Source organism: Pseudenterobacter timonensis (assembly GCF_900021175.1).
Classification (GTDB): Bacteria; Pseudomonadota; Gammaproteobacteria; order Enterobacterales; family Enterobacteriaceae; genus Enterobacter; species Enterobacter timonensis.
Map to the genome: position 1 here is coordinate 40192 of NZ_FCOP01000004.1, position 23877 is coordinate 64068.

A 23877-nucleotide genomic window follows, 5' to 3' on the forward strand; every position below is an offset into this window, starting at 1 on the left:
CCCGGCAGGCGTAGCCGCCCCCGGGCAAAAGGTTCAGGAGAAATACTGCTGCAGTAGCGGCGCGGTTTCCTGGTTAGCGGGCACGGCAGGAGTAATCGCCTGCGTGCGGAACGGAATCACCTGCGCGCGGCCATCCACCTTCACAATCTGGTAGAACTGCGGCAGGTTAAAGTTGATAAAGCTCGAGCCGTAGGTAAACCGGTCGTGCGAGGAGGAGTAGAAGCGGCTGACGTCGCGCACCAGCTCCTCTTTGCTGCCTTCGCAGTGGTGATAGACCTCTGCCCTGTTAGTCTCATCCAGAATGTAGATGTTGAAACCGGCATCGTCCCCGGACTCTTCAAAGAAGAACTGAATAATCCCTTCGCTGGCAAAGCCATCCACCACCGGCGGCAGCTTAACGTGGTTGGTCTCCACCTGCACCGACAGGCCATGCAGCTTGTTATGAGAAATGGCCCCGTAAAATTCGATCGCGTTTTCCAGCTTCTGCACCGACACGTTGAGGCGCTCGAAGAACAGCCCCCAGGTCTGGCCGGAGACGCGCAGCGCTTTAAAGCGGCCGGTTTCCTGACGGGTACTGGAGAGACGCAGCTCGATACACTCCGACACCAGCTGCTGCACACGGGTACGGATCAGGCCGCGCAGATGCTGGCTGTAGCAGAACACCTCCACGCTGTCCGGCGGCGCGGCGTCCTGGTGCATCTTACCGAGGATGGTTTTCAGCGCCTCGATCATCGCCTGCTCGCCGTTAAAGTGCAGGGTACGCACCTCGTTCCACGAGTTGCGATAGAGCAGATCGACGCTCCCCACCAGGCAGTTTTGCTGCTCGCCAAAGCTAAAGACATCCAGCTTGCGGAAGTCAAAATGGACCACCTGATTGCGGAAGGCCGCCGTCGGGTCGTACTCAAGGTTGACGATAATCGCCAGATGGCGAATTTCACACGGGCTGTAGAGCGCTTTCGGCGTCGGCGCGGGCAGGCGCAGCGGGAAGTGGCTCGACACGTCCGCCACCATCTCCTGCAGTTTGGCCAGGTCGACGACGTCGTTACCCTTGATAAACAACCGCGTGCGAGAGGTCAGCAGGCCGTTAAACCAGGCCCAGGCCACCAGCTTGTTGAGATAGCGGTTATATTCCAGCGGCTGATGGCTGATGATCGAATCCATGCTCGGCGCACGGTTGTAGAGATACCACCCGGTGCGGTTGGCGCGGCCCGGCGGTACATAGATAAAGGTCAGGTTCGGTTCGGAGAGGTCCGGCGAAATCTGCGGGTTCACCAGAGTGACTTTACCCGGCAGCGCTTCAAACGCGGCGTAGAGTTTACGGGTCAGAACGCCGATATCCTGCGGGCTGGCGGAGACGCTGAGGTTGTTACGGCGCGCGAAGCGGATCAGGTTACGGTAGCTCTGCATCATCGCGTCGAGCAGTTCGTTATGCGCCTCGCGCACCTGGTCTATCTTCCAGTTGGCGCGGTTGTCGAGCATTGCCAGACGCGCCTCGTCCCATCCCCACTCTTTGACTAACTGACTGACTACCTCGCGACGCCAGCCTACGCAGGCGCGTTCGCGGCTGAGCTTCTCGCACACTTTGAGGTAGAAACAGCGGCGCACCAGATCAAGACGCGTCTCGTCATCGATCGCCTTCAGGTACTCGGTGACGCGCTCAAGCATCATGCAGTAAGCGTCAAGCCCGAAGGAGACAATCTCTCCGTCGTGCAGGCGCTGTTTGATATCTTTCGCCAGCAGGCGCGGCGTGGGGTATTCCCAGGAGTATGCTTCCAGCAGCAGCGTTTTCAGCACCGCTTTATAGGGGGAATCGATACTTTTATAGAGCTGCCAGAGACTCGCACCGAAATACTCTTCGGCGGAGAGGGAGCTTAAGCCGCCCAGATCGAGCCATTCGTTAGGGGTCAGCACGCCGCGCGCGTAGAGTGACATCACATAATCGTCGTAATGTTCCTCTTCTTCGCACGGCACCATATTCCACAGAATACGCTTACCGGCCAGACGCACGGCGGTACGATAAAATTCATCCAGCAGCAGGATGTGCTGGGTTGAACCGCAGTCTTCTCCACCAAGGCTGCCGCTTTCGTTATGGCGGAAGCGGTTTTCATCGATCAGGAAGAAGCTGACTTCAACGCCAAGCGAGGCTGCCCAGCTCTCAAGCAGGCTGCATTTACGCTGCAGCAGCTGACGTTCTTCATTATCGAGCCAGGCCTGATGACAGACCCAGATATCGAGATCGGAAGAGCAGCTTTGCCCTACCGACGAGGTACTGCCCATAGAGTAGACGCCGGTAATGGGCAGTTCACCCTTCGGCGACTCCTGGGGCGGCATGCCGCGATAGAGTTCGAGTTCCTGCAGATAATGCTGTTGTGTTTCATCAGGCGTGAAAAGGCAGATGCCTCTGGGAACGTTACCGTCAAGGTAGCCAGGCATCAGCGGGTGGTGATAGTGCAGTAATGTTGGCAGCAGACTGTAAACCTGCTGGAAAGCAGGGCCCATAGCAGCCAGCGCGCGATCGACACGCAGCTGATTAATGGCATCCAGTCTCTGTTTCAGAGTCTCAATATAGAGGTACAAGACATATCGCCTGATGTTTCCGGGCAGCGCTACCGTTTAATGACGCGAAAGGTGGCGGGCCCGCAGTATTTCAAAAATAGCCGTAACCCTTTTCGTCCTTATCTTTGTCATGGCGCAGACGAAAAAATGGTCTAAAACGTGATCAATTTAACACCTTGCAGATTGACCGTAAAGAAAGATGCGCTACCTGTAAGTGTAGCACCGTTCTGTACGTATAAATTCCCGCATACGGCAAGGAGCGCTTTGCGTTCCGTCCTGTCCCGCGTGCCATCATCGACCGTAAAACTGACATCCCGGAGACAACAATGTTAGGATGGTCAGCGACTGATAATGACGGTAACAAGCATGTTAGACAAGGTTTTAAGAATTGCCACACGCCAAAGCCCTCTTGCGCTCTGGCAGGCACATTATGTTAAGGAACGCCTCGAGGCGTGCCATGCCGGCCTGCGCGTCGAGCTGGTGCCAATGGTGACGCGTGGCGACGTGATCCTTGATACGCCGCTGGCGAAGGTGGGCGGAAAAGGGCTGTTTGTTAAAGAGCTGGAGATGGCGCTACTGGAAAACCGCGCCGATATCGCCGTACATTCCATGAAGGATGTCCCGGTGGAGTTCCCGCAGGGGCTGGGGCTGGTGACCATCTGCGAGCGCGACGATCCGCGTGATGCCTTCGTGTCGAATAAATATGACTCGCTTGACGCGTTGCCCGCAGGCAGCGTGGTTGGCACGTCAAGTTTACGCCGCCAGTGCCAGCTGGCCGCCCGCCGCCCGGATCTGGAGATTCGTTCCCTGCGCGGTAACGTGGGCACCCGCCTGGGCAAGCTTGATAACGGCGAGTATGACGCCATTATTCTGGCGGTCGCGGGTCTTAAGCGCCTCGATCTGGAGTCGCGCATTCGGCTGGCGTTGCCGCCGGAACTCTCTTTACCCGCCGTAGGCCAGGGCGCGGTGGGGATCGAATGCCGTCTCAACGACCTGCGCACCCGCGAACTGCTGGCACCGCTGAACCATGAAGAGACCGCGATTCGCGTTAAAGCGGAGCGCGCGATGAATACCCGCCTCGAGGGAGGCTGTCAGGTGCCGATTGGCAGCTATGCTGAATTAACCGAGGGCGAACTGTGGCTTCGCGCGCTGGTCGGCGCGCCGGACGGCTCGCAGATGGTCCGCGGTGAACGGCGAGGCCCGCCGCATGAGGCGGAAAGCCTCGGTATCTCGCTGGCGGAGGAGCTACTTAACAATGGCGCCCGCGAAATTCTGGCAGAGGTTTATCAGGGAGAACCCCCGGCATGAGTATTCTCGTCACCCGCCCTTCTCCTTCGGGAGAGCAATTAGTGAGCCGTCTGCGCGCACTCGGGCAGGTGGCCTGGCACTTTCCGCTGATTGAGTTCTCCCCCGGCCGGGAACTTCCCGCGCTCACCGACGCGCTCGTCGCCCTCCGGGAGGGCGATCTGCTTTTCGCCCTCTCGCAGCATGCGGTGACCTTTGCCCATGCCCGATTGCAGCAGGCGGGTCGCCTGTGGCCCACCGCGCCGCGCTATTTTGCCATCGGGCGTACCACCGCGCTGGCACTGCATACCGCCAGCGGAATTGACGTTCGCTATCCAACGGATCGGGAAATTAGCGAAGTATTGCTACAATTACCTGAATTACAAACTATTGCGGGAAAACGCGCGCTAATACTGCGCGGCAACGGCGGACGCGAACTGCTGGGCGAGACGTTAACCCGGCGCGGCGCCGACGTCACTTTTCTGGAATGCTACCAGCGCTGCGCGAAACATTACGATGGTGCGCAAGAGGCGATGCGCTGGCAGGCGCGTGGCGTCAATACCCTGGTGGTCACCAGCGGCGAAATGCTGCAGCAGCTCTGGACGCTGGTACCGCTTTGGTATCGTGAAAACTGGTTACTCCGCTGTCGGCTGTTGGTCGTCAGCGAGCGTCTGGCGAACCTCGCCCGGGAGATGGGCTGGAATGATATTCGGATCGCTGATAACGCTGACAACGATGCGCTGCTGCGCGCATTACAATAACTCTCAAATGGGAAGCCATAATGACGGAACAAGAAAAATCCTCCGCCGTGGTTGATGAAACCAGGGAGACTGTGGAGACCCCGCCCCAGTCAGAGACGATCGAGACGACGGCTGAAAAAAAGCAGGGCAGTAATAAAACCAGCCTGGCCCTGAGCGCGGTTGCTATCGCCATTGCGCTGGCGGCAGGCGTTGGCCTGTATGGTCTGGTGAAAAAGCAGGCCGTAAACCAGTCCGAAACCAGCGATGCGCTGGTCACGCAAATCAGCGCCCTGCAAAAAGCCCAGCAAACGCAAAAAACTGAACTGGAAGCGGTGATTAAACAGCAGTCCACCGTCCTTGCCGACGCCGCCAGCAGGCAGGAGCAGCTGACGAAGCAGCTGGACGATCTCCAGCAAAAAGTCGCGACTATCTCCGGCACCGACGCCAAAACCTGGCTGCTCTCCCAGGCCGACTTCCTGGTGAAGCTGGCCGGACGTAAGCTCTGGAGCGATCAGGATGTCACGACCGCCGCCGCGCTCCTCAAGAGCGCCGACGCCAGCCTGGCGGACATGAACGACCCCAGCCTGATTAATGCGCGTCGCGCCATTACCGCAGATATCGCCAGCCTGGCGGCCGTCTCCCAGATCGACTACGACGGCATTATCCTCAAGGTGAACCAGCTGTCGAACCAGATCGACAACCTGCGTCTGGCGGATAATAACGATGACGATTCCCCGATGGATGATGACGGCGGCGAACTCTCCAGCTCCATCAGCGAGTGGCGCATCAACCTGCAAAAAAGCTGGCAGAACTTTATGGACAGCTTTATCACTATTCGCCGCCGCGACGAAACCGCCGTTCCACTGCTGGCCCCGAACCAGGATATCTACCTGCGCGAGAACATCCGTTCCCGTCTGCTGGTAGCCGCCCAGGCCGTGCCACGCCATCAGGAAGAGACCTACAAGCAGGCGCTGGACAACGTATCGACATGGGTACGCGCCTACTACGATACCAGCGACGCCAGCACCACCGCTTTCCTGGATGAGGTAGATAAGCTGAGCCAGCAGAACATCGCCATGAACGTACCGGACAAGCTGGAAAGCCAGCCCGTACTGGAGAAGCTGATGCAGACGCGCGTGCGTAACCTGCTGGCGCAGCCCGGCGTACCGGCAGCACCGACGGCAGCCGCCCCTGACAGCGCGCCGCAAGGAGAGTAATCATGCTAAAAGTTCTGTTACTCTTCTTACTGCTGATCGCCGGGATCGTGCTTGGCCCAATGCTGGCCGGACATCAGGGTTACGTGCTGATCCAGACCGATAACTACAATATCGAAACCAGCGTCACGGGCCTGGCGATCGTCTTGATCCTCACTATGGTGGTGCTCTTTGCGATCGAGTGGATCCTGCGGCGCATCTTCCGCACCGGGGCGCATACCCGCGGCTGGTTCCTCGGTCGCAAGCGTCGTCGCGCCCGTAAACAGACCGAACAGGCACTGCTGAAGCTGGCCGAAGGGGATTATCAGCAGGTTGAAAAGCTGATGTCGAAAAACGCCGATCATGCCGAGCAGCCGGTGGTGAACTATCTGCTGGCGGCGGAAGCGGCGCAGCAGCGTGGCGATGAGGCGCGCGCCAACCAGCATCTGGAGCGCGCCGCCGAACTGGCTAACGACGATCAGATCCCGGTTGAAATTACCCGGGTTCGTCTGCAGCTGGCGCGTAATGAAAACCACGCGGCCCGCCACGGCGTTGACCGGCTGCTGGAGGTCACTCCCCGCCATCCTGAAGTGCTGCGCCTCGCCGAGCAAGCTTATATCCGTACCGGCGCGTGGAGCTCCCTGCTGGATATCATCCCATCAATGGCAAAAGCCAACGTGGGCGATGAGGAGCACCGGGAAGCGTTGCAGCGCCAGGCCTGGATTGGTCTGATGGAGCAGGCGCGCGCCGATCGCGGCAGCGACGGTCTGAAAGAGTGGTGGAAAAACCAGCCGCGTAAAACGCGTCAGCAGGTTCCGCTGCAGGTGGCCATGGCGGAACATCTTATTGAATGTGACGATCATGACACCGCCCAGGAGATCATTCTCGACGGCCTGAAGCGCCAGTATGACGATCGTCTGGTGATGGTGATCCCGCGTCTGAAAACCAACAACCCGGAACAGATCGAGAAGATGCTGCGCCAGCAGATTAAGAACGTGGGCGACCGCCCTCTGCTGTGGAGCACGCTGGGGCAGTCGCTAATGAAGCATGGCGAGTGGCAGGAGGCGAGCCTGGCTTTCCGCGCCGCGCTGAAACAGCGCCCGGATGCGTTTGATTATGCGTGGCTGGCGGACGTTCTCGACCGGCTGCATCAGCCGGAAGAGGCTGCGACCATGCGTCGCGACGGCCTGCTGCTGACCCTGCAAAATAACGGCAGTTAAAATACCAGGAGGCCAACCGGCCTCCTTTTTTTATTCTCTTACCCCTGCTACATTCTTCTCACGTCAACGAGACTTTAGCTGCCAATGTAACGAACTCCTTTCATTAACTTTTTTCGTACACGTGCTTTCGCGCGTGGAATAAACCGTTTTTGAAAGGATCGTCTTCATGAATACTCTTCTGTACGCGCTTTTTGGAGCGCTGCGACACCATCGCTGGCTCCGCTGGCTTAGCTGCGCCTTCATTTTTACCTCCCTGGGCAATGGATTAACGCAGGTCGTCATCCTCGGCCTGTTGTTGGACTGGAATACGCCCGGCTCGCTCCTGACCCTTGCCTGGCTTTTTGCCACCCTCCCCGGCTTTGCAGGTAGCCTGTTGGGTGAAAAGCTTTGCCAGCGATTTTCGCCCTTTGCGGTGCTAATCGTGGCTGAAATGGCAGGCCTTCTCGCCCTGCTTTTTCCCCTCGCAGCGCTTCATTTCCACAGCGTCAGCGCGCTGTTGATGGTGCAAACCATGGAAGCCCTGCTGGGGGGAATGAGCTGGCCAGCGCTCACGCTGTTGTTCAAGCGTGGGTTAACGCAGGCGGAACTTCCCGCCGCCACGTGCCTTGAAAATATTATTTTTGCGTCGCAGGTACTCCTGGGAACAGGCGTGGGAGTGATGTTATATCAAGAGGTCTCGCCAAAAGTCTTGCTGGCGTTCGATGCCGCTAGTTTTGCTGGTTCCCTGCTGATGTTACGCCTGGCAGGTGGGGCTTTTGCCGCTCCGCACGGGAACGCTTTTGCAGAGAGTACGCCTCCACCCGCGCTCCGCTGGCGCACGCTTAAGCCAGCGCAGAAACGGGCCCTGCTGATGTTGCCTGCCCTGGCGGCGGTGGGGGCGCCTGCCATGTCACTTCTCCCCGCTCTTGCCCAGCAGATATCGCCTTCGGATGCCACCGGGCTGGCGCTCCCCTTACTTTTTGCGCGAAGTATGGGGCAGCTATGCGGCCCGCTGCTGCTGAAGAAAGAACAGCTTCCCCGTTACGCCAGTCAAAACAGGCTCCTGTTGTCCTGCCTGAGCATATTTCTTCTTGCCTACGGCGTCGTGCCGTTTTTAACCGGATTGCAAACGCTCGCGTCAGGAATGATTTTTATCGCCCACGTGGCGTCGAATATCGTTTTTGCGGTGGGGACATTTGGGATATTGCACCATTTCCAGACGGCGTCGATAGCCGAGGCCAGTGGTAAAGCCTGGCGATGGCAGACGGTAAGTGGCGCGTGCTTTACCTGCATCACAGCGCTGGTTTCCGCCAGACTTGGCGCAACAGGGGCGTTTTATACCGTTTCAGGTTGCGCGCTCGTACTGGTAGCCATTCTTGCGCTCCGCTATCAGAAATAACCATAAAAAAACGCCTGCTATAAAAGCAGGCGTTAAACAGGTCTGTTTGACAACATAGTGGTGCTTCACTCAACGTTATGCCCATGGTGTTTGATGAGGCCGAAGCGACATCTGTCTGTGGACGATAAGCACCGTAAATTGGCTCTGCGTCATTCCGGGGTATATGAGGCACGAAGGCGAACATAAAAAGTGGAATGAGCATCTACACGTATATTATTGCATGTAACGTGCCAACGTTACAGGCAAAACTTTTACATTGAGCAACATTTTAAGATAAAAGGCGTTTTTAGCCTTAAGTTTTATCTTACGCGTGGGCGACACGCAGCACCGCAGGCCGTAAAGTGTCGTTATATAGCGACATCAAATTCAAAAAAGCAGAATTATTCTTTTATTTTTAATGAGTTAAATGTCGTTAATACGAGACAGGATTGAACAGCGCTGTCGGGGGATTGAGACAAATACATAAATCGCAGAAAACAAAAAACCCCGCCGAAGCGGGGTTCAAAATTGGTCGGCGAGAGAGGATTCGAACCTCCGACCCACTGGTCCCAAACCAGTTGCGCTACCAAGCTGCGCTACTCGCCGATGTACTGCTTTTTGAATTTTTAGTTCAATACCTTAAAGTCGTGGTGCGAGGGGGGGGACTTGAACCCCCACGTCCGTAAGAACACTAACACCTGAAGCTAGCGCGTCTACCAATTCCGCCACCTTCGCATTTCACAACTTTTTAATAATGGGGTGGCTAATGGGATTCGAACCCACGACAACTGGAATCACAATCCAGGGCTCTACCAACTGAGCTATAGCCACCACTACTTTATTCTTTCACGCGGTATGTACTTTACAGACCACCGCAGCTCAAGCGCCGGGACAAAATGGCGCGCCCGACAGGATTCGAACCTGAGACCTCTGCCTCCGGAGGGCAGCGCTCTATCCAGCTGAGCTACGGGCGCTTAGCGCCGTTGCGGGGCTGGATATTACGGACCTCCAGCCTCGCTGTCTAGTGCTTTTTTAAAATAAATGCGCGTTTGGTTACGCTTTGCGCATTTCGCCGCTTATTCCCCCACTCTTTGGCTCTCGCCACGGCGGCCAAGTCCAAAAAGTTTGTACCCCACGCTTACCGCGGCCATAAAGATAGCCCCGACAAACAGCGACATGCGGGTATCCTCATTAAAGTACATCCCGATTAAAACGCAAATCAGGAACGCCATCGTCAGATAATTGGACCAGGGGAACAAAATCGAGCGGAACGGATGGCTGGCGATCGCTTTTCTGTGGGCATGGCGAAAACGCAGCTGGCTTATCAATATGACAAACCACGGCACCATACCCGGCAGAACGCTGGCGCTGTAGACATAAACAAACACGCGCTGTGGATTGGGGATAATGTAGTTCAGGCAGGAGCCCACCAGCAGGATAATAATCGACACCGCCACGCCCGCCACCGGCACGCCCGCGCGGGAGACCTTACCCATCACCGCCGGAAGCTGGCGGTTCTTCGCCAGCGCATAGAGCATACGTCCGCAGCTGTACATGCCGCTGTTACAGCCCGACAGCGCCGCCGTCAGCACCACAAAGTTAATGATCCCCGCCGCCGCGGTAATGCCAATTTTCGCAAAAGTGAGGACAAACGGGCTGCCGGTGGTACCGATCTGGTTCCACGGGAAGATGGTCACAATAACGAAAATCGCGCCCACGTAGAAAATCAGGATACGCCATAGCACCTTACCCACCGCGCTGCGCAGGGTAACCTGCGGATTCTTCGCTTCACCAGCAGTAATGCCGATCAGCTCCACCCCCTGATAGGAGGCGACTACAATACAGAGCGCGGTGAGGAATCCCTTCCAGCCGCCGGCGAAGAAGCCGCCGTGCCCGGTCAGATTGCCAAAACCAATCGGCTGCCCGCCATTGCCAAAGCCGAAGAAAATGACCCCCAGACCAACCACAATCATCACGATAATGGTGGTCACTTTGATCATGGCGAACCAGAACTCAATTTCACCGTAAAGCCGTACGGCGGCCAGGTTAGCCAGCGCCACCAGTCCGACGGCGATAAGCGCCGGTATCCACTGGGCCATCTCAGGGAACCAGAACTGAACGTAGACCCCTATCGCGGTGATTTCTGATATCCCGACCGCCATCCACATGAACCAGTAGGACCAGGCGGTGAGATAGCCGAAGAAGGGGCTCATATAGCGGTGCGCGTAGACGGCGAAGGAGCCGGTTACCGGCTCCAGAAAGAGCATTTCGCCCATAGAGCGCATGATAAAAAAGACAAATAGTCCGGCGACAATATAGGCCAGCAGAACGGAGGGTCCCGCCCACTTCAGCGTGCTGGCGGAGCCCATAAACAGGCCAACGCCGATGGTTCCCCCCAGGGCGATCAATTCAATATGTCGAGCTTCCAGCCCACGCTGTAGCTCCGGTTTCTTCTCTGCCATAGTTCCTCTGTTGCGTGCTGCTTTCCGGCCAGGCCGGTTATTGTTATGCATAACGATATGCGCTCTGGCAGGCCATGCGGCGCGCCATAAGTGAGCGAATGGTTTCTTAAAATGTGTCAAATGGCAAACGATGCATTAAAAAAATGATCGCAATGGATAAAAATGCAGCAGTTTTACAGGGAAAGGGCAGCGCGATCGGCATATCGCGCTGCGTAACGATCAGAGTCGGCCGGTATAGTGCCAGGCCAGGTAGCGCAGGAGTTTAATCTGGCGGGTGATGCGGCTCGGCTGGGATAACAGCCGATAAAGCCACTCCAGCCCCAGGTTTTGCCACACCTTCGGCGCACGCTTAACGTGGCCGGTAAAGACGTCATAGGTACCGCCGACGCCCATATAGAGCGCGTCGGGGCAGACCTGCCGGCAGTCGCGCATCAGGATCTCCTGGCGCGGCGAGCCCATGGCGACGGTGACAATTTTCGCCCCGCTATCGCGAACCCGCTCAAACAGCGCCTGGCGATCCTCGGGCCTGAAATAGCCATCCTGGCTCCCCACCAGGTTGACGTTCCACTGGGTGCGCAGCTTCTGCTCCGTCTGGGCGAGCACATCCGGCTTGCCGCCAATCAGGAAAACGGGCGTGCCATCCTCTCCGGCGCGTTCCATAAGCGCCTCCCACAGATCGGCGCCCGCCACGCGGGAGACCTGCGCCTGCGGATATTTTTTACGGATGGAGCGCACCACGCTGATGCCGTCGGCATATTTAAACTCGGCGGCCTCTATCAGGCTTCTCACTTCAGCGTTATTTTCTACCGCCAGCATTTTTTCGGCATTAATCGCCACCAGCGTGCCCGATTTCATACTGCCGCCGTCCCAAAGATAATCCAGCGCATGCTGCATATCACGCCAGCCGATCAGCTTCAGCCCGCGTAACGCGTAGACCGGCGCAGAAGTCGTTTCACTCATTCTTGTCCCTATTTACACTTGCGACAGCGTTCTGGCAGCGGCCTGAGGCTGGCGTTTATGCACCAGTCCCGCGCTATCAAACAGCCAGTACAGCAGTTTTGCCAGCACCACGCAGGCGCCAAATACCACCATAAAAAACACCACGCGGGAGACGAATGAATCCAGCCCCTCGCGCGCCAGCACGATCATATTGAAGATGGCACCGAAACAGAAACTGTGCAAAATCGCTGACTTATAGCAGTTAGTCTCTTCATTGCCCCGCACGTAGAGCCAGTCGAACCATTTGATGATCAGCCCGACCACCAGCGCCCCCGGCAGAATAAACCAGACGCCGCCCATTACCACCAGCGAGCCGAGCAGCGTCGGGGAGATCGCCAGCCCCGAGTGGTTGTTAAGCACTTCCCAGGTAAAGTAGTTCGCGGTATTCAGCACCACGCCCGGTCGGTCCGGCCACAGCCAGGTCGGGATAAAGACGTAAAAATCACGCACGATGGGCGCCAGCCCCTGAAACTCGATTTTGTCGTAGTTTTGCAGCAGCAGCGCCAGGTTCTCCCACGGCGAGAAGGTATCGCGCGTGAGATAGAGGAAGGTGTAAAACGCCTCATCGCCGCTCACGTTCAGTCCGTAGCGTTTGAGCGCCAGCCAGAACATGCCGACGATGCCGAAGACCCCAGCCGCCGCCAGCATCCACAGCGAGATCCAGCCGCGAATGATGCCAATAAAGAGGAAGATGGCGAAGGCGATGATAATGTTGGCGCGGGTGCCGCCAACGATCATATAGGTCAGCAGGCCGAAAGCGACGGTACTCACCAGGAAGAAAAGCCACGCCTTGCTGTCCTGGCGCAGGAAATAGACCACCAGCATCGCCGGAATGAAGAAGTAGAAGAAGCGCTTAAGGGCAACACCGGAGACTTCCGCCGAGAATATCTGGCTGTAAGAGTGCAGCTTAAACAGCAGGAAGCCGTTGTGCATAAAGAAGATGCCCACGCTCACCAGCGCGATAGCCGTCAGCATCACCCAGGTGAGATGTGTCTCCACCCGGTTCATGGTAAAGAGCGCGCGGCGCGGTGCGGCGCCGCCAGCCGGACGCAGCCGTGTTTTGTAGGTCACGTAGTAGACGGCATAGAAACAGGCCGCCGAGAGCAGCGCCTGCATCAGGATCTCCGGCGGCGCGACGCTGACATCAAAGCGAAAGACCAGAATACTGGTCAGCGGAAAGCCGAAGAAGAACGTCAGCAAGAACAGCAGCGAGAAAAAGACGTTGAAGTTAAAACGCACCCGGCGGAACTCAAACCAGGTGAGCGTAGCGATAAAGAGCGTGCTGAGAAGCCAAATCACCAGCAGGCCGCTAAATTGTAACGGGCTCATGCCTCTTCTCCTGCTGCAATCCGCAACGCGTTATGCCACGGGGCCAGATAGTTAGGACGGAAAAAGGCGATCGCATTTTTATCGACCGCCGCCAGCTGGCGCTGCGCTTCCCGCACCACCGCCTCGTTCAGCGCGTCAGTTGTGAACAGGACCGGAATATGCTGCTCCGCCATATCCTGCCAGAAAGGATTCTCGCGGTTAAGCACGCAAGGCACACCCGCCTGTATCAGCAGGCAAAGCGTGCCGATCCCCTGCTGGCGCGCAAAGATAAAGTAGCCCAGATCGCACCGGCGCAGGAGCGCCAGGTAATCGTCAAATTCCAGCTTTTCGCGCAGCACGGTGAAGTTCTCAGGGGAAAAGAGCGCCAGCCCCTCCCGCTGCACTTCGTCAATCCAGGCCTCATTATGGGCAGGGTAGCCCATCGGCACAATCACGTTCACCGTGTCGCCAAACTGCTGATGTACCGCCCTGAGCGCAGCCACATGCTCGTTGCTGCGATCGCCGGAGTTGCCCACCAGAATCGTCAGCTTGCCCTCACCCGGGCGGTCGTTGGCCATAGCGTTCAGGGCCGGATCCATTCGCGTCGGGAAGTAGAGCAGTTCGCCCCGCACGTTGGGGTGCTGTTTTGCAAAGTAGCTGAGATCGCCGCGGGTGGCGAACACGCAGCCGACCCGCCCCTGCGCCAGCCGCCGCAGCGGATAGAACAGACGGAATTTCCAGCCGCGCGAGACTTCATAGAGATCGGCCCCCCAGATATGCCAGCTCACCTGCGACGGCTTTAACCCGCCGCTCAGCAGCGCCAGCCAGAGGCTCGCGTTAAACTGGCCGTGGAAGAAAAAGCGCCGGGCGCGGTTGGCCTTCGCTTTGGCGACCACCGCGCGGGCCAGCTGGGCTTTGTCCGGGAAAAAGGCGATCGACAGCGCCGGGCAGGCTGCGCTCAGGCCGTTATCCGCCCCCGCGACCATAAATTCGCGGGCGCTGGCGTGCTGTTCCGCCAGTTCATCGTTGAAAAACCGCAGAACGGTCTGGTTGTGATGTGGGATATCCGATCCCAGAACATGAATCAGTGCAGTCATGCGCGTTTACGCCAAATCACGAATACGCCGCAACAGGCGGCGAAATAAACAATATAGGTTGCCATATAGGCCTGAGCCGCCCCCAGCGCACCGTGGCTCGGGATCAGCCAGTGAGAAAAGGCGGTCAGCAGCGCAAACTGGCTCAGTTCCGCCAGCACATAGAGGCGCAGCGAGGCCTTCGCAATCACCAGGTAACCGAATACGTAAGCGCCTACTTTCAGCACATCGCCCACCAGCTGCCAGGCGAACAAATCGCGCATGGCGGTGAACTTCGCGGAGAAGAGGAGCCAGATGGCAACATCGCGCAGCAGCCAGACGGTAAAACTCGCGGCGGCCACGGCCGGCAGCACAAAACGCAGAGAACGCAAAATTTCGCGGGTGATCTCTGGCTTTGCGCTCAGGCGCGATAAGGTTGGCAGCAAATAGACGGTAAAGGAAGCCGTTATAAATTGGAGGTAGGCATCGGAGATACTGCTTACCCCCTGCCAGATCCCCACTTCATCCCAGCTATAGTGCGCCGCCAGCAGGTTTCGCATCATCACATAAGCCACCGGCAGCGTGACGGAGGTGATCAGGGCCATCAGGGTGAATTTCCCCAGCTGGCCCGCCAGCGCGCGATCCCAGCGCGGCCTGAGGTAGTGCAGCGGTATCGTACCTCTGCGCATCAGCATAAAGGCCGCCGGAATGACCACCAGCGCCGGCACCAGCGCCAGCCCCAGCAGCGCGCCGGTATAACCGCCCAGCCGGTAGCAGAGGTAATAGGCAATGACGCCGATCACGCTGCCCAGAATGAGCGACAGCGCATTACCGGCCGCATCCCGGAAGCCTTTCATCAGCGCCAGCAGCAGGTTAGCCCAGGCGATCCCCATCTGTACCAGCGCCACCAGGCGTACCAGCCCCTGGTAGTGGTGATTACCGAACAGCCCCTGACTGATGGGCGCCGCCGCCAGCAGGAAGACCAGCGCCAGCAGCGTGGAAAAGCCCAGCACCATCGCGGAGGAGGTCCCAACCACGGTACGCAGTTTTTGCGCATCGTCATGATGTTGAGCCACATATTTGGTGACACCGTTGAAGATGCCCGCCCCGGCCAGCACGCCGAGAACGGTCACCAGCTGGCGGAAGTTACCCGCCTGCCCGACCCCGGAAGGCCCAAATGAGACCGCCAGCAGCTTAACCACCAGCAGTCCGGCGCCAATTTTTACAAGCGTGGACGCGGCGGTCCACACCGATGCTTTCGCCAGCGACATATCAGCGGAAATAGCTCAGAAGCGTATTGCTCACCGTGCGTTGATTCACCGGCGTGAGGTTGTAGAACAGCGGCAGGCGAAGCAAACGCTCACTTTCACTCGTGGTGTAGCGATCTTCGCCCGCGAACCGGCCAAAGGCTTCTCCGGCGGGGCTGGAGTGCAGCGGGATATAGTGGAACACCGCCAGGATTTCCGCCTCTTTCAGCCACTCAATCAGCGCGCTGCGATCGTCGTTATCGCGCAGTTTGATATAGAACATATGCGCGTTGTGCGCGCACTCTGCCGGGACGGTGGGCAGTTCAATGCGACCACTCTGCGCCAGGGGGGCCAGCGCATCGTAGTAGGTTTGCCACAGGGAGAGACGCTGCTGGTTAATACGATCCGCCGCCTCCAGCTGCGCCCAGAGGTAGGCCGCCTGCAGATCCGCCATCAGGTAGCTGGAGCCGAGATCGCGCCAGGTATATTTATCCACCTGCCCGCGGAAAAACTGGCTGCGGTTGGTCCCTTTCTCGCGGATGATTTCCGCGCGCTCCACCAGCTCACGGTCGTTAATTAAAGTCGCGCCGCCTTCACCGCCTGCGGTGTAGTTTTTGGTTTCGTGGAAGCTAAAGCAGCCAATATGGCCAATGGTGCCCAGCGCGCGCCCTTTGTAGGTGGACATCACCCCCTGCGCGGCATCTTCTACCACGTAGAGATTGTGCTTTTTGGCAATCGCCATGATGGTATCCATCTCGCACGCCACACCCGCATAATGAACCGGTACGATAACGCGCGTTTTGTCGGTAATCGCCGCTTCGATCAGGGTTTCATCGATATTCATGGTGTCCGGGCGAACATCCACGAAGACAATTTTTGCCCCGCGCAGCACAAAGGCGTTAGCGGTGGAGACAAAGGTGTAGCTTGGCATGATGACTTCATCGTCCGGCTGGATATCCAGCAGGAGAGCCGCCATCTCCAGAGAGGCGGTACAGGATGGCGTCAGCAGCACCCGGGCGCTGTGAAAGCGCTGCTCCATCCACTGCTGACAGCGGCGGGTAAAGCCGCCGTCGCCGCACAGCTTGCCGCTGCCCATCGCAGACTGCATGTAATCGAGTTCGGTTCCCACAACGGGAGGCGCATTAAATGGAATCATGGTTTCACCTGTATAACCAGTAAGCGGTTGCCTCTACGTTGGCCCCGCTTGCAATATATCGTTTAAGCGCGGCGGTGTTGCCCAGCTGGGTCGCCACCCGCAATATTGAAAGCTTTCGCATCTGCGCCCACGTTAGCGCGGCCTGCATCAGCTTATCGCCCATCCCGCGACCGGCCAGCAGGCCGATGCGCGCCTCGCGCGCATTAAGCTGGCGCAGGGAGACAAAGGCTTTAATCTCGCCATCCGGCGCGCGGAAAACCAGACACTCATGATCGAACGTGCCTTTTACCGCATTCTCGATCCACTGCGCGTAAAAGCGTCCGCTGGCGTCCGGGGCATACCACGGCGCGCGAAACCGGCTGCGGGCAAACGCCTGAGCAGCCAGCTCGCGCAGCGCGGGGATATCCTGCTGCGTGGCAACTTCCGCGCCCGGCGCGCTGTGCTGCGTAACCGGCATCGCCAGATCCACTTCGCCTTCCACCAGCTGAAACCCCAGCGACTGCAGCGCATCCAGCAGATCGGTACGCTCCGCCGGCACCTTAACCTGCACCCGCTGCCACGCCGCGAGATCGGCCTCAGTCAGGGCGGACGCCGCGTCGTTTACACGCACAATGGCTGACGAGAGTCCAAAAAAATCGCTCTCCCAGGCGAGCGGTTCAATACTGGCGTGGACGGGCACGGAGCAGCTCCAGCAGATAGTGGCCGTAGCCGGTTTTTGAGAGCCGGGCGGCGGCGCGCTTCACGCCATCGTCGTCCAGCCAGCCGTTACGCCAGGCGATCTCTTCCAGGCAGGCGATTTTGAAACCCTGTCGTTTTTCAACCGTCTGCACAAAGGTGCTGGCCTCGATCAGGCTGTCATGAGTACCGGTATCGAGCCAGGCAAAACCGCGACCCAGCAGCTCGACGGTGAGCTTCCCCTCCTCCAGATACATCTGGTTAATGGAGGTGATCTCAAGCTCGCCGCGCTCGGAGGGTTTCACCCGCTTCGCGTAGTCAACCACATTACCGTCGTAAAAATAGAGCCCCGTTACCGCCCAGTTTGATTTTGGCTGTTTCGGCTTCTCTTCCAGCGAAACGGCGCGGAAGTTATCGTCAAACTCCACCACGCCGAAGCGCTCAGGATCCATCACCTGATAGCCAAAGACCGTTGCCCCCTCGGTACGGGCCGCCACGCTGCGTAGCTTCGGGCTAAATCCCTGGCCAAAGAAGATGTTATCTCCCAGCACCAGGCAAGCGGGTTCGCCGTTCAGAAAAGTTTCGCCGATGATGAAGGCCTGTGCCAGTCCGTCCGGGCTGGGCTGCTCCGCCCAGCTCAGGGCGATACCAAACTCCGAGCCATCTCCCAGCAGACGCTGGAAAGCGGGCTTATCTTCAGGCGTGGTGATGATCAGAATGTCGCGGATCCCGGCCAGCATCAGCACGGAGAGCGGATAATAGATCATTGGCTTGTCGTAAATGGGCAGCAGCTGTTTCGATACGCCGCGCGTAATGGGATGCAGCCGTGTGCCGGAACCGCCCGCCAGGATGATGCCTTTCATAAACTCCCCCTCTGCTTAGCCCTTCAGGCCCAGCCGTTCGCCCTGATAGCTACCGTCAAGAACCTGCTGCCACCAGGCTTCGTGAGTGAGATACCACTCCACCGTTTTGCGGATGCCGCTCTCGAAGCTTTCCTGCGGTCTCCAGCCCAGTTCGCGCTCAATTTTTGAGGCGTCGATGGCGTAGCGCAGATCGTGGCCCGGACGGTCGGTGACATACGTGATGAGATCGCGATAGCGGTTCACGCCCTGTGGTTTGGCAGGTACCAGCTCCTCCAGCAGATCGCAGAGGGTGGTAACCACCTCAAGATTCTTCCGTTCGTTGTGGCCGCCAATATTGTAGGTCTCACCAGGCTTGCCTTCGGTCGCAACCAGATAGAGCGCCCGGGCGTGATCTTCCACGTAGAGCCAGTCGCGGACCTGCTGGCCGTTGCCATAAACGGGCAAAGGCTTGCCCGCGAGGGCGTTCAGTATCATCAACGGGATCAGCTTTTCCGGGAAGTGGTACGGACCGTAATTATTTGAACAATTGGTAACCAGCGTTGGCAGCCCGTAGGTGCGCAGCCAGGCGCGAACCAGGTGGTCGCTGCTGGCCTTCGACGCGGAATAGGGGCTGCTCGGGGCATACGGCGTGGTTTCGGTGAAGAAATCATCCGCGGAGTGCAGGTCGCCATAAACCTCGTCGGTGGAGATATGGTGGAAACGGAACTGCGCTTTTTTCCCGGCTTCCAGCGTGCTCCAGTAAGTGCGGGCAGCTTCAAGTAGGGTATAGGTGCCGACGATATTGGTTTCAATAAACACCGCCGGGCCATCAATGGAGCGGTCAACGTGGCTTTCCGCCGCCAGATGCATCACCGCGTCTGGCTGGTAGGCGTCAAAAATCCGCGCCAGCGATTCACGGTCGCAGATATCCACCCGCTCAAAGGCGAAACGCGGATCGTCGGCAACCGGCGCCAGCGAGGCCAGGTTACCCGCGTAGGTCAGCTTATCGACCACCACGACAGCGTCGGGGGTGTGCTGAATAATATGCCGCACCACGGCGGAGCCAATAAAGCCCGCGCCGCCGGTAATCAGGAGCCGTCTCAACGCCACACTCCTTTGGTATCAACGATGTACTGCTGGCGCACCGCTTCACCGTCAATCGCCCTGAACGGGCTGTGATCGACCAGCAGCACCAGTACGTCCGCCGTCGCCAGCGCCTCGTCAATGGTGACCAGCTGGCAATGCCCCGCCAGCGCTTTCGGCAGGGAGTGGATATTCGGCTCGACCACCAGCGTCTCGCCCGCGTGCCACTGGGCAACCATCTGCGCAATTTCCATCGCCGGGCTTTCGCGCAGATCGTCAATGTTTGGCTTAAAGGCCAGGCCAAAGCAGGCGATTTTCAGTTCGCTGGCGCGCTTGCCGCTCTGCGCCAGACAATCCGCCACGGTGGCTTTCACCTGATTCATCACCCAGTGCGGCTTGCCGTCATTCACCTCGCGGGCGGTACGGATCAGGCGCGCCTGATCAGGGTTCTGCGCCACGATAAACCACGGGTCGACCGCGATGCAGTGGCCGCCGACGCCCGGGCCCGGCTGAAGGATATTCACGCGCGGATGGCGGTTCGCCAGGCGGATCAGCTCCCAGACGTTAATCCCCTGGTCGGCACAGATCAGCGACAGCTCGTTGGCAAAGGCGATGTTGACGTCGCGGAAGCTGTTTTCCGTCAGCTTGCACATTTCAGCGGTGCGGGAGTTGGTCACCACGCACTCGCCTTCAAGGAAGATGTTGTAGAGTTCGCTGGCGCGGGCGGAGCAGACCGGCGTCATGCCGCCGATAACGCGATCGTTCTTAATCAGTTCCACCATCACCTGCCCCGGCAGCACGCGCTCCGGGCAGTAGGCCACGTTGATATCGGCCTGCTCCCCCGCCTGCTGCGGGAAGGTCAAATCCGGGCGAGACTCGGCGAGCCAGGCCGCCACCTGTTCAGTGGCGCCGACGGGGGAGGTGGATTCGAGGATCACCAGCGCCCCTCTCTTCAGCACCGGGGCGATTGCTTTCGCCGCCGCTTCCACATAGGCCATATCAGGCTCATGATCGCCTTTAAATGGCGTCGGAACGGCAATAAGGTAAGCGTCCGCTTCTACCGGCGTGGTGCTGGCTTTCAGGAATCCCCCTTCGACGGCGGTTTTCACCACCTTATCGAGATCTGGCTCCACGATATGAATTTCACCCCGGTTAATGGTATCAACCGCATGCTGGTTGATATCCACCCCCACAACCTGTTTTTGACGAGAGGCGAAGGCGGCCGCAGTAGGCAGCCCGATATAGCCCAGACCCACGACAGAGATGGTAGTAAAACTCATAGCGATACCCGATTGTGTTTAAGTGCATGCAAAATACGGCTACAGGCCTGACCGTCGCCATAAGGGTTATGGGCGTGGCTCATGGCCTGATACTCTTTTTCATCGCGCAGCAGCCGCGTTACCTCTTCAACAATATGATGAGAGTCGGTGCCGACCAGGCGCACGGTGCCGGCATCAACCGCTTCCGGCCTTTCGGTGGTTTCCCGCATGACCAGCACCGGTTTGCCCAGCGACGGCGCCTCTTCCTGAATGCCGCCCGAGTCGGTGAGGATCAGCCAGGCGTGATTCATCAGCCAGACGAACGGCAGGTAGTCCTGCGGCTCAATCAGCATCACGTTTTTAACGTGGCCGAGAATGCGGTTAACCGGCTCGCTGACGTTAGGGTTCAGGTGAACCGGATAGACAATCTGCACATCCTCGTTGTTAGCCGCGATTTCCGCCAGCGCATGGCAGATTTGCTCAAAGCCGCGACCAAAGCTTTCGCGGCGGTGCCCGGTGACCAGAATCAGCTTTTTGTTGCTGTCGAGGAAGGGATAGCGTTCCGCCAGCTCGGCACGCAGATGGTCGCTCGCCATGACGCGGTCGCGCACCCAGATTAGCGCGTCGATGACCGTATTACCGGTGACGAAAATTTTGCTGTCGCTGATATTCTCCCGCAGCAGATTCTGACGGGAATTTTCAGTTGGTGCGAAGTGATACATTGCCAGATGGCCGGTCAGGGTGCGGTTCGCCTCCTCCGGCCACGGCGAATAGAGATCGCCCGTGCGTAAACCCGCTTCCACATGCCCAACCGGAATACGCTGGTAGAACGCGGCGAGGCTGGTGGCAATGGTGGTAGTGGTATCGCCGTGAACCAGCACGACGTCAGGCTTGAAAGACTCCAGAATAGGTTTTAAACCTTCCAGAATACGGCAGGTAATTTCAGTCAGTCCTTGTCCCGGTTTCATAATATTGAGATCGTAATCCGGGACAATAGAAAAGAGATTTAAAACTTGATCAAGCATCTCCCGATGCTGCGCGGTAACACAGACTTTTGCCTCAAAACAGGCGTCGTTGGTCAGCGCATGGACCAGAGGCGCCATCTTGATGGCTTCCGGCCTTGTGCCAAATACGGTAAGTACTTTCACATCGATTCTCTTCGAGTAGGCGATGAAGGCTACAGCCTTCATCGTAGACGGCGTTTTTAATGTGTGCGACGACGCGTTAACGCGACGCCTGCGCCGACCAGCGCGCCCACAATCCCCCACATGATCATCAGGAATGCACGACGTGGGCTATCGCGTTTTACCGGTTCTTCAGGAGTTCTTAAATAACGATAGGTCTGAAAACGCGGATCTAAAACCGGCCCAACGTTCAGTGTGTTGAGCATGGCGCGGTTTTGGTCGTAGTCAAGATCGTAGTCCGGCCCCACCGCCTGCAGGTTTTCCAGGCGCGCCTGCAGCATAGGGCGGCCCAGCAGGAACATTTCAGAATCGGGAAGTTCGTCGGCCGGCACGTCGGTTTCACTGCGGGAAATATTGCTCTTCTCGGCAATAATCAGCGCCTGCTGCAGGTTATGCACGCGGCGGTTAAAGATCGTCCGTGCGACCTCTTCCTGACGTTTGACCTGCGCCTTCATCTGGATAGTACGCGCCGCCCAGGCGCCTTTAAGCTCCTCGTTAAGATGGCTCGCCGCACGCTGGCTTGCAAAGGCGACATACTGACGGAGAAGATTATTGGCATCCGGCGCGGTCTCAGCAATCAGCTTGACGCTGTCGTTGATATTGCGCAGCGGATCGGCGGGCATGAACTGAATGTTGTTGATAAGCTCATCCAGCAGTGCAGCGTCCGCTTTGGTGTTATCCACCCGGCGCTGCTTGTAATAGTCGGTCTGGGACCAGAAGTCGCGGCGCGTATCCCAGGAGGCGAGCTGCATGATGAACTCTTTATAGGATTCGTCCATCACCGACGGCTGATCCGCCGTCGCCGGATTCGCTTTAATGTCGAGATTACGCAGGAACTGCTGCTGAGAGTAGAACCCGCTCAGCATATTCACCGTTGGCCTGTCGGTAATTGCTGTGGCGCTCCACTCCTGTTTAGCAAAGAAGGTGTAAGCCAGCGCCAGCAGGGCGAACCCCAGCGCGCATCCTGCGATCCAAAGCTTGCCAGCCCACAAAACACGAAACAAACCACGAATATCCAGCTCGTTTTCTGTTACCACTGATTTCGCTCCTGCCAACGGTTCAGTCATCACAATCCCGGTTTACTTAGTTAATGTTGGATTTTTACCACTGCTTCTGCGCATCCGACGTTTAAGACGCTTTATGAAGCGCGCCACTTTCCAGGCGCGTTTAATGCAATAGCCGTACAGGAAAAAGGCAAGCAAGAATAGTACCAACATGACCCATTCAGGAATGAAATGGGCATATTCTGCAGCGACGCCAATCCCCGCGAGGATAGCGGCGGCAAGGGTAATCAGCACAAATGCCTGACGAGAGGTAAAACCGGCGCGCATGATCAGATGGTGAATATGCTGACGGTCAGGCGAGAAAGGACTCATCCCTTTACGCAGACGGCGGTACATAATCGCCACCATATCCATCAGCGGAATGGCAATAATCCACAGCGCCGTGACCGGGCTGATAGGATGCGTCTTGCCCTGGGTGGTTTCGAGCAAAATCCAGATAACCGTAAAGCCAATCAGCGTACTGCCCGCATCGCCCATAAAGACTTTATAGCGACGGCCCAGCACGCCAAGATTGAGACAGATATAGGGAAGGATGGCGGCGATCATGGCGAAACACCACATGGAGAGGCTGTACTGGCCGTCAAACCACAGGATAATGCCAATCGCGGCGAAGGAGACGGAAGAGAGCCCGCCCAGCAGACCGTCGATACCATCCACCATATTAAAGGCGTTGATGGCGGCCCACACGGCAAAGAGAGTGAGGAAGTAGCCAAACGGCCCCAGCACCATCTCCCATGAACCGAAGATATAGCCCAGGCTGCTCAGATAAAGCTTGCCCACTACCATCATGATAATACCGATGGCGGCCTGAACCGAGGCGCGGAACTTAACGCTGATATCAAAGCGATCGTCGAGCGCGCCAACCAGGACCAGCACGCCCGCACAGGCGAGATAGAGCGCCGCATGAGGAATATAGTAATCGGCAATGGCGAAGGTAAAGCAGATACCTGCGTAAACAGAAATCCCCCCGACCAGAGGAATCAATCCCTGATGACGTTTACGAAAATTTGGTTTATCCACCAACCCGACTCTTTTTGCCACTTTACGCGCAATAAACAAAAAGCAGGTTGTGAATAGAAAAATACTGATTAGCTCAGTTGCCGCAGTGAGTAGATTCACAATGGTTGCTCTCAACAAAAGTTAGTCCCGGAAGTATACCCATGAAGAGTCTGCCG

At 57.8% G+C, this 23877-nt stretch carries 19 protein-coding genes and 4 tRNA genes; 5 read left to right on the plus strand and 18 right to left on the minus strand.

The genetic code is table 11. The features are described 5' to 3' along the window. Positions 1 to 33: 33 nt before the first annotated feature. Positions 34 to 2577 carry a class I adenylate cyclase gene (cyaA, locus tag BN3796_RS00735; RefSeq protein WP_061706563.1) on the minus strand — a complete coding sequence of 848 codons (2544 nt, stop codon included), beginning with the start codon at positions 2575 to 2577 and terminating at the stop codon, positions 34 to 36. A 345-nt stretch (positions 2578 to 2922) separates the two neighbouring features. Here cyaA and hemC point away from each other — a divergent pair, with 345 nt between their 5' ends. The 5 genes from hemC to BN3796_RS00760 all read left to right on the plus strand — a co-directional run bounded on the left by hemC (position 2923) and on the right by BN3796_RS00760 (position 8371). After that, a complete protein-coding gene (gene hemC, locus BN3796_RS00740) occupies positions 2923 to 3864 on the plus strand; it encodes a hydroxymethylbilane synthase (RefSeq protein ID WP_061706564.1) in 942 nt (313 codons plus the stop codon). Next, positions 3861 to 4601 carry a uroporphyrinogen-III synthase gene (hemD, locus tag BN3796_RS00745; protein WP_061706565.1) on the plus strand — a complete coding sequence of 247 codons (741 nt, stop codon included), beginning with the start codon at positions 3861 to 3863 and terminating at the stop codon, positions 4599 to 4601. The genes hemC and hemD overlap by 4 nt, the downstream gene beginning before the upstream one ends. A 20-nt stretch (positions 4602 to 4621) precedes the next feature. Continuing rightward, positions 4622 to 5797, plus strand: a complete 1176-nt coding sequence (gene hemX, locus BN3796_RS00750) for a uroporphyrinogen-III C-methyltransferase (protein WP_061706566.1) — start codon at positions 4622 to 4624, stop codon at positions 5795 to 5797. Between the two features lie 2 nt (positions 5798 to 5799). Further along, entirely contained in the window at positions 5800 to 6993 is a 1194-nt protein-coding gene (gene hemY, locus BN3796_RS00755; RefSeq protein WP_073885028.1) for a protoheme IX biogenesis protein HemY, read from the plus strand. Between the two features lie 166 nt (positions 6994 to 7159). Continuing rightward, complete coding sequence (locus BN3796_RS00760) at positions 7160 to 8371, plus strand: MFS transporter (protein WP_061706568.1); 1212 nt, start codon at positions 7160 to 7162, stop codon at positions 8369 to 8371. A 508-nt stretch (positions 8372 to 8879) separates the two neighbouring features. Here the strand turns inward: BN3796_RS00760 and BN3796_RS00765 are convergent. The 17 genes from BN3796_RS00765 to wecA all read right to left on the minus strand — a co-directional run bounded on the left by BN3796_RS00765 (position 8880) and on the right by wecA (position 23821). Continuing rightward, positions 8880 to 8956 (minus strand) — tRNA-Pro (locus tag BN3796_RS00765). Between the two features lie 42 nt (positions 8957 to 8998). Next, positions 8999 to 9085: transfer RNA gene (locus BN3796_RS00770), tRNA-Leu, on the minus strand. A 20-nt stretch (positions 9086 to 9105) separates the two neighbouring features. Further along, positions 9106 to 9181 (minus strand) — tRNA-His (locus tag BN3796_RS00775). A gap of 66 nt (positions 9182 to 9247) precedes the next feature. After that, positions 9248 to 9324: transfer RNA gene (locus tag BN3796_RS00780), tRNA-Arg, on the minus strand. A gap of 102 nt (positions 9325 to 9426) precedes the next feature. Further along, positions 9427 to 10812: a bifunctional threonine/serine APC transporter ThrP gene (thrP, locus tag BN3796_RS00785; protein WP_061706569.1), complete on the minus strand. Its 1386-nt coding sequence runs from the start codon at positions 10810 to 10812 to the stop codon at positions 9427 to 9429. A 219-nt stretch (positions 10813 to 11031) separates the two neighbouring features. Next, on the minus strand, positions 11032 to 11772 hold the full coding sequence (wecG, locus tag BN3796_RS00790) for a lipopolysaccharide N-acetylmannosaminouronosyltransferase (RefSeq protein WP_061706570.1): 741 nt from the start codon (positions 11770 to 11772) through the stop codon (positions 11032 to 11034). 12 nt (positions 11773 to 11784) lie between these two features. After that, positions 11785 to 13140, minus strand: coding sequence for an ECA oligosaccharide polymerase (wzyE, locus tag BN3796_RS00795; protein WP_061706571.1), 1356 nt, complete (start codon positions 13138 to 13140; stop codon positions 11785 to 11787). Then, positions 13137 to 14216: a TDP-N-acetylfucosamine:lipid II N-acetylfucosaminyltransferase gene (locus BN3796_RS00800; protein ID WP_061706572.1), complete on the minus strand. Its 1080-nt coding sequence runs from the start codon at positions 14214 to 14216 to the stop codon at positions 13137 to 13139. The genes wzyE and BN3796_RS00800 overlap by 4 nt, the downstream gene beginning before the upstream one ends. Next, positions 14213 to 15463 (minus strand): lipid III flippase WzxE, encoded by a 1251-nt coding sequence (gene wzxE, locus BN3796_RS00805; protein WP_061706573.1) that lies wholly within the window; start codon positions 15461 to 15463, stop codon positions 14213 to 14215. The genes BN3796_RS00800 and wzxE overlap by 4 nt, the downstream gene beginning before the upstream one ends. A gap of 1 nt (position 15464) precedes the next feature. Next, positions 15465 to 16595, minus strand: a complete 1131-nt coding sequence (gene rffA, locus BN3796_RS00810) for a dTDP-4-amino-4,6-dideoxygalactose transaminase (RefSeq protein ID WP_061706574.1) — start codon at positions 16593 to 16595, stop codon at positions 15465 to 15467. 4 nt (positions 16596 to 16599) lie between these two features. After that, complete coding sequence (gene rffC, locus BN3796_RS00815) at positions 16600 to 17274, minus strand: dTDP-4-amino-4,6-dideoxy-D-galactose acyltransferase (protein WP_061706575.1); 675 nt, start codon at positions 17272 to 17274, stop codon at positions 16600 to 16602. Further along, positions 17252 to 18133, minus strand: coding sequence for a glucose-1-phosphate thymidylyltransferase RfbA (gene rfbA / locus BN3796_RS00820; protein ID WP_061706576.1), 882 nt, complete (start codon positions 18131 to 18133; stop codon positions 17252 to 17254). Before rfbA ends, rffC begins: the two co-directional genes overlap by 23 nt. Before the next feature lie 15 nt (positions 18134 to 18148). Beyond that, positions 18149 to 19216, minus strand: a complete 1068-nt coding sequence (rffG, locus tag BN3796_RS00825; RefSeq protein WP_061706577.1) for a dTDP-glucose 4,6-dehydratase — start codon at positions 19214 to 19216, stop codon at positions 18149 to 18151. After that, positions 19213 to 20475, minus strand: coding sequence for a UDP-N-acetyl-D-mannosamine dehydrogenase (gene wecC / locus BN3796_RS00830; protein ID WP_061706578.1), 1263 nt, complete (start codon positions 20473 to 20475; stop codon positions 19213 to 19215). The genes rffG and wecC overlap by 4 nt, the downstream gene beginning before the upstream one ends. Beyond that, positions 20472 to 21602 (minus strand): non-hydrolyzing UDP-N-acetylglucosamine 2-epimerase, encoded by a 1131-nt coding sequence (gene wecB / locus BN3796_RS00835; RefSeq protein ID WP_061706579.1) that lies wholly within the window; start codon positions 21600 to 21602, stop codon positions 20472 to 20474. Before wecB ends, wecC begins: the two co-directional genes overlap by 4 nt. Before the next feature lie 56 nt (positions 21603 to 21658). Next, positions 21659 to 22705 carry an ECA polysaccharide chain length modulation protein gene (wzzE, locus tag BN3796_RS00840; protein ID WP_061706580.1) on the minus strand — a complete coding sequence of 349 codons (1047 nt, stop codon included), beginning with the start codon at positions 22703 to 22705 and terminating at the stop codon, positions 21659 to 21661. Between the two features lie 12 nt (positions 22706 to 22717). Further along, positions 22718 to 23821 carry a UDP-N-acetylglucosamine--undecaprenyl-phosphate N-acetylglucosaminephosphotransferase gene (gene wecA / locus BN3796_RS00845; RefSeq protein ID WP_061706581.1) on the minus strand — a complete coding sequence of 368 codons (1104 nt, stop codon included), beginning with the start codon at positions 23819 to 23821 and terminating at the stop codon, positions 22718 to 22720. Between the last annotated feature and the right edge of the window lie 56 nt (positions 23822 to 23877).

Bases quoted from the DNA above. Each gene is read 5' to 3' on its own strand.
- wecG (WP_061706570.1), bottom strand. From the start codon at position 11,772: ATGAGTGAAACGACTTCTGCGCCGGTCTACGCGTTACGCGGGCTGAAG.
- rffA (WP_061706574.1), bottom strand. From the start codon at position 16,595: ATGATTCCATTTAATGCGCCTCCCGTTGTGGGAACCGAACTCGATTAC.
- wzzE (WP_061706580.1), bottom strand. From the start codon at position 22,705: ATGACTGAACCGTTGGCAGGAGCGAAATCAGTGGTAACAGAAAACGAG.
- hemY (WP_073885028.1), top strand. From the start codon at position 5,800: ATGCTAAAAGTTCTGTTACTCTTCTTACTGCTGATCGCCGGGATCGTG.
- rfbA (WP_061706576.1), bottom strand. From the start codon at position 18,133: ATGAAAGGCATCATCCTGGCGGGCGGTTCCGGCACACGGCTGCATCCC.
- wzyE (WP_061706571.1), bottom strand. From the start codon at position 13,140: ATGAGCCCGTTACAATTTAGCGGCCTGCTGGTGATTTGGCTTCTCAGC.
- BN3796_RS00760 (WP_061706568.1), top strand. From the start codon at position 7,160: ATGAATACTCTTCTGTACGCGCTTTTTGGAGCGCTGCGACACCATCGC.
- wecC (WP_061706578.1), bottom strand. From the start codon at position 20,475: ATGAGTTTTACTACCATCTCTGTCGTGGGTCTGGGCTATATCGGGCTG.
- hemD (WP_061706565.1), top strand. From the start codon at position 3,861: ATGAGTATTCTCGTCACCCGCCCTTCTCCTTCGGGAGAGCAATTAGTG.
- thrP (WP_061706569.1), bottom strand. From the start codon at position 10,812: ATGGCAGAGAAGAAACCGGAGCTACAGCGTGGGCTGGAAGCTCGACAT.
- BN3796_RS00800 (WP_061706572.1), bottom strand. From the start codon at position 14,216: ATGACTGCACTGATTCATGTTCTGGGATCGGATATCCCACATCACAAC.
- hemX (WP_061706566.1), top strand. From the start codon at position 4,622: ATGACGGAACAAGAAAAATCCTCCGCCGTGGTTGATGAAACCAGGGAG.
- wzxE (WP_061706573.1), bottom strand. From the start codon at position 15,463: ATGTCGCTGGCGAAAGCATCGGTGTGGACCGCCGCGTCCACGCTTGTA.
- hemC (WP_061706564.1), top strand. From the start codon at position 2,923: ATGTTAGACAAGGTTTTAAGAATTGCCACACGCCAAAGCCCTCTTGCG.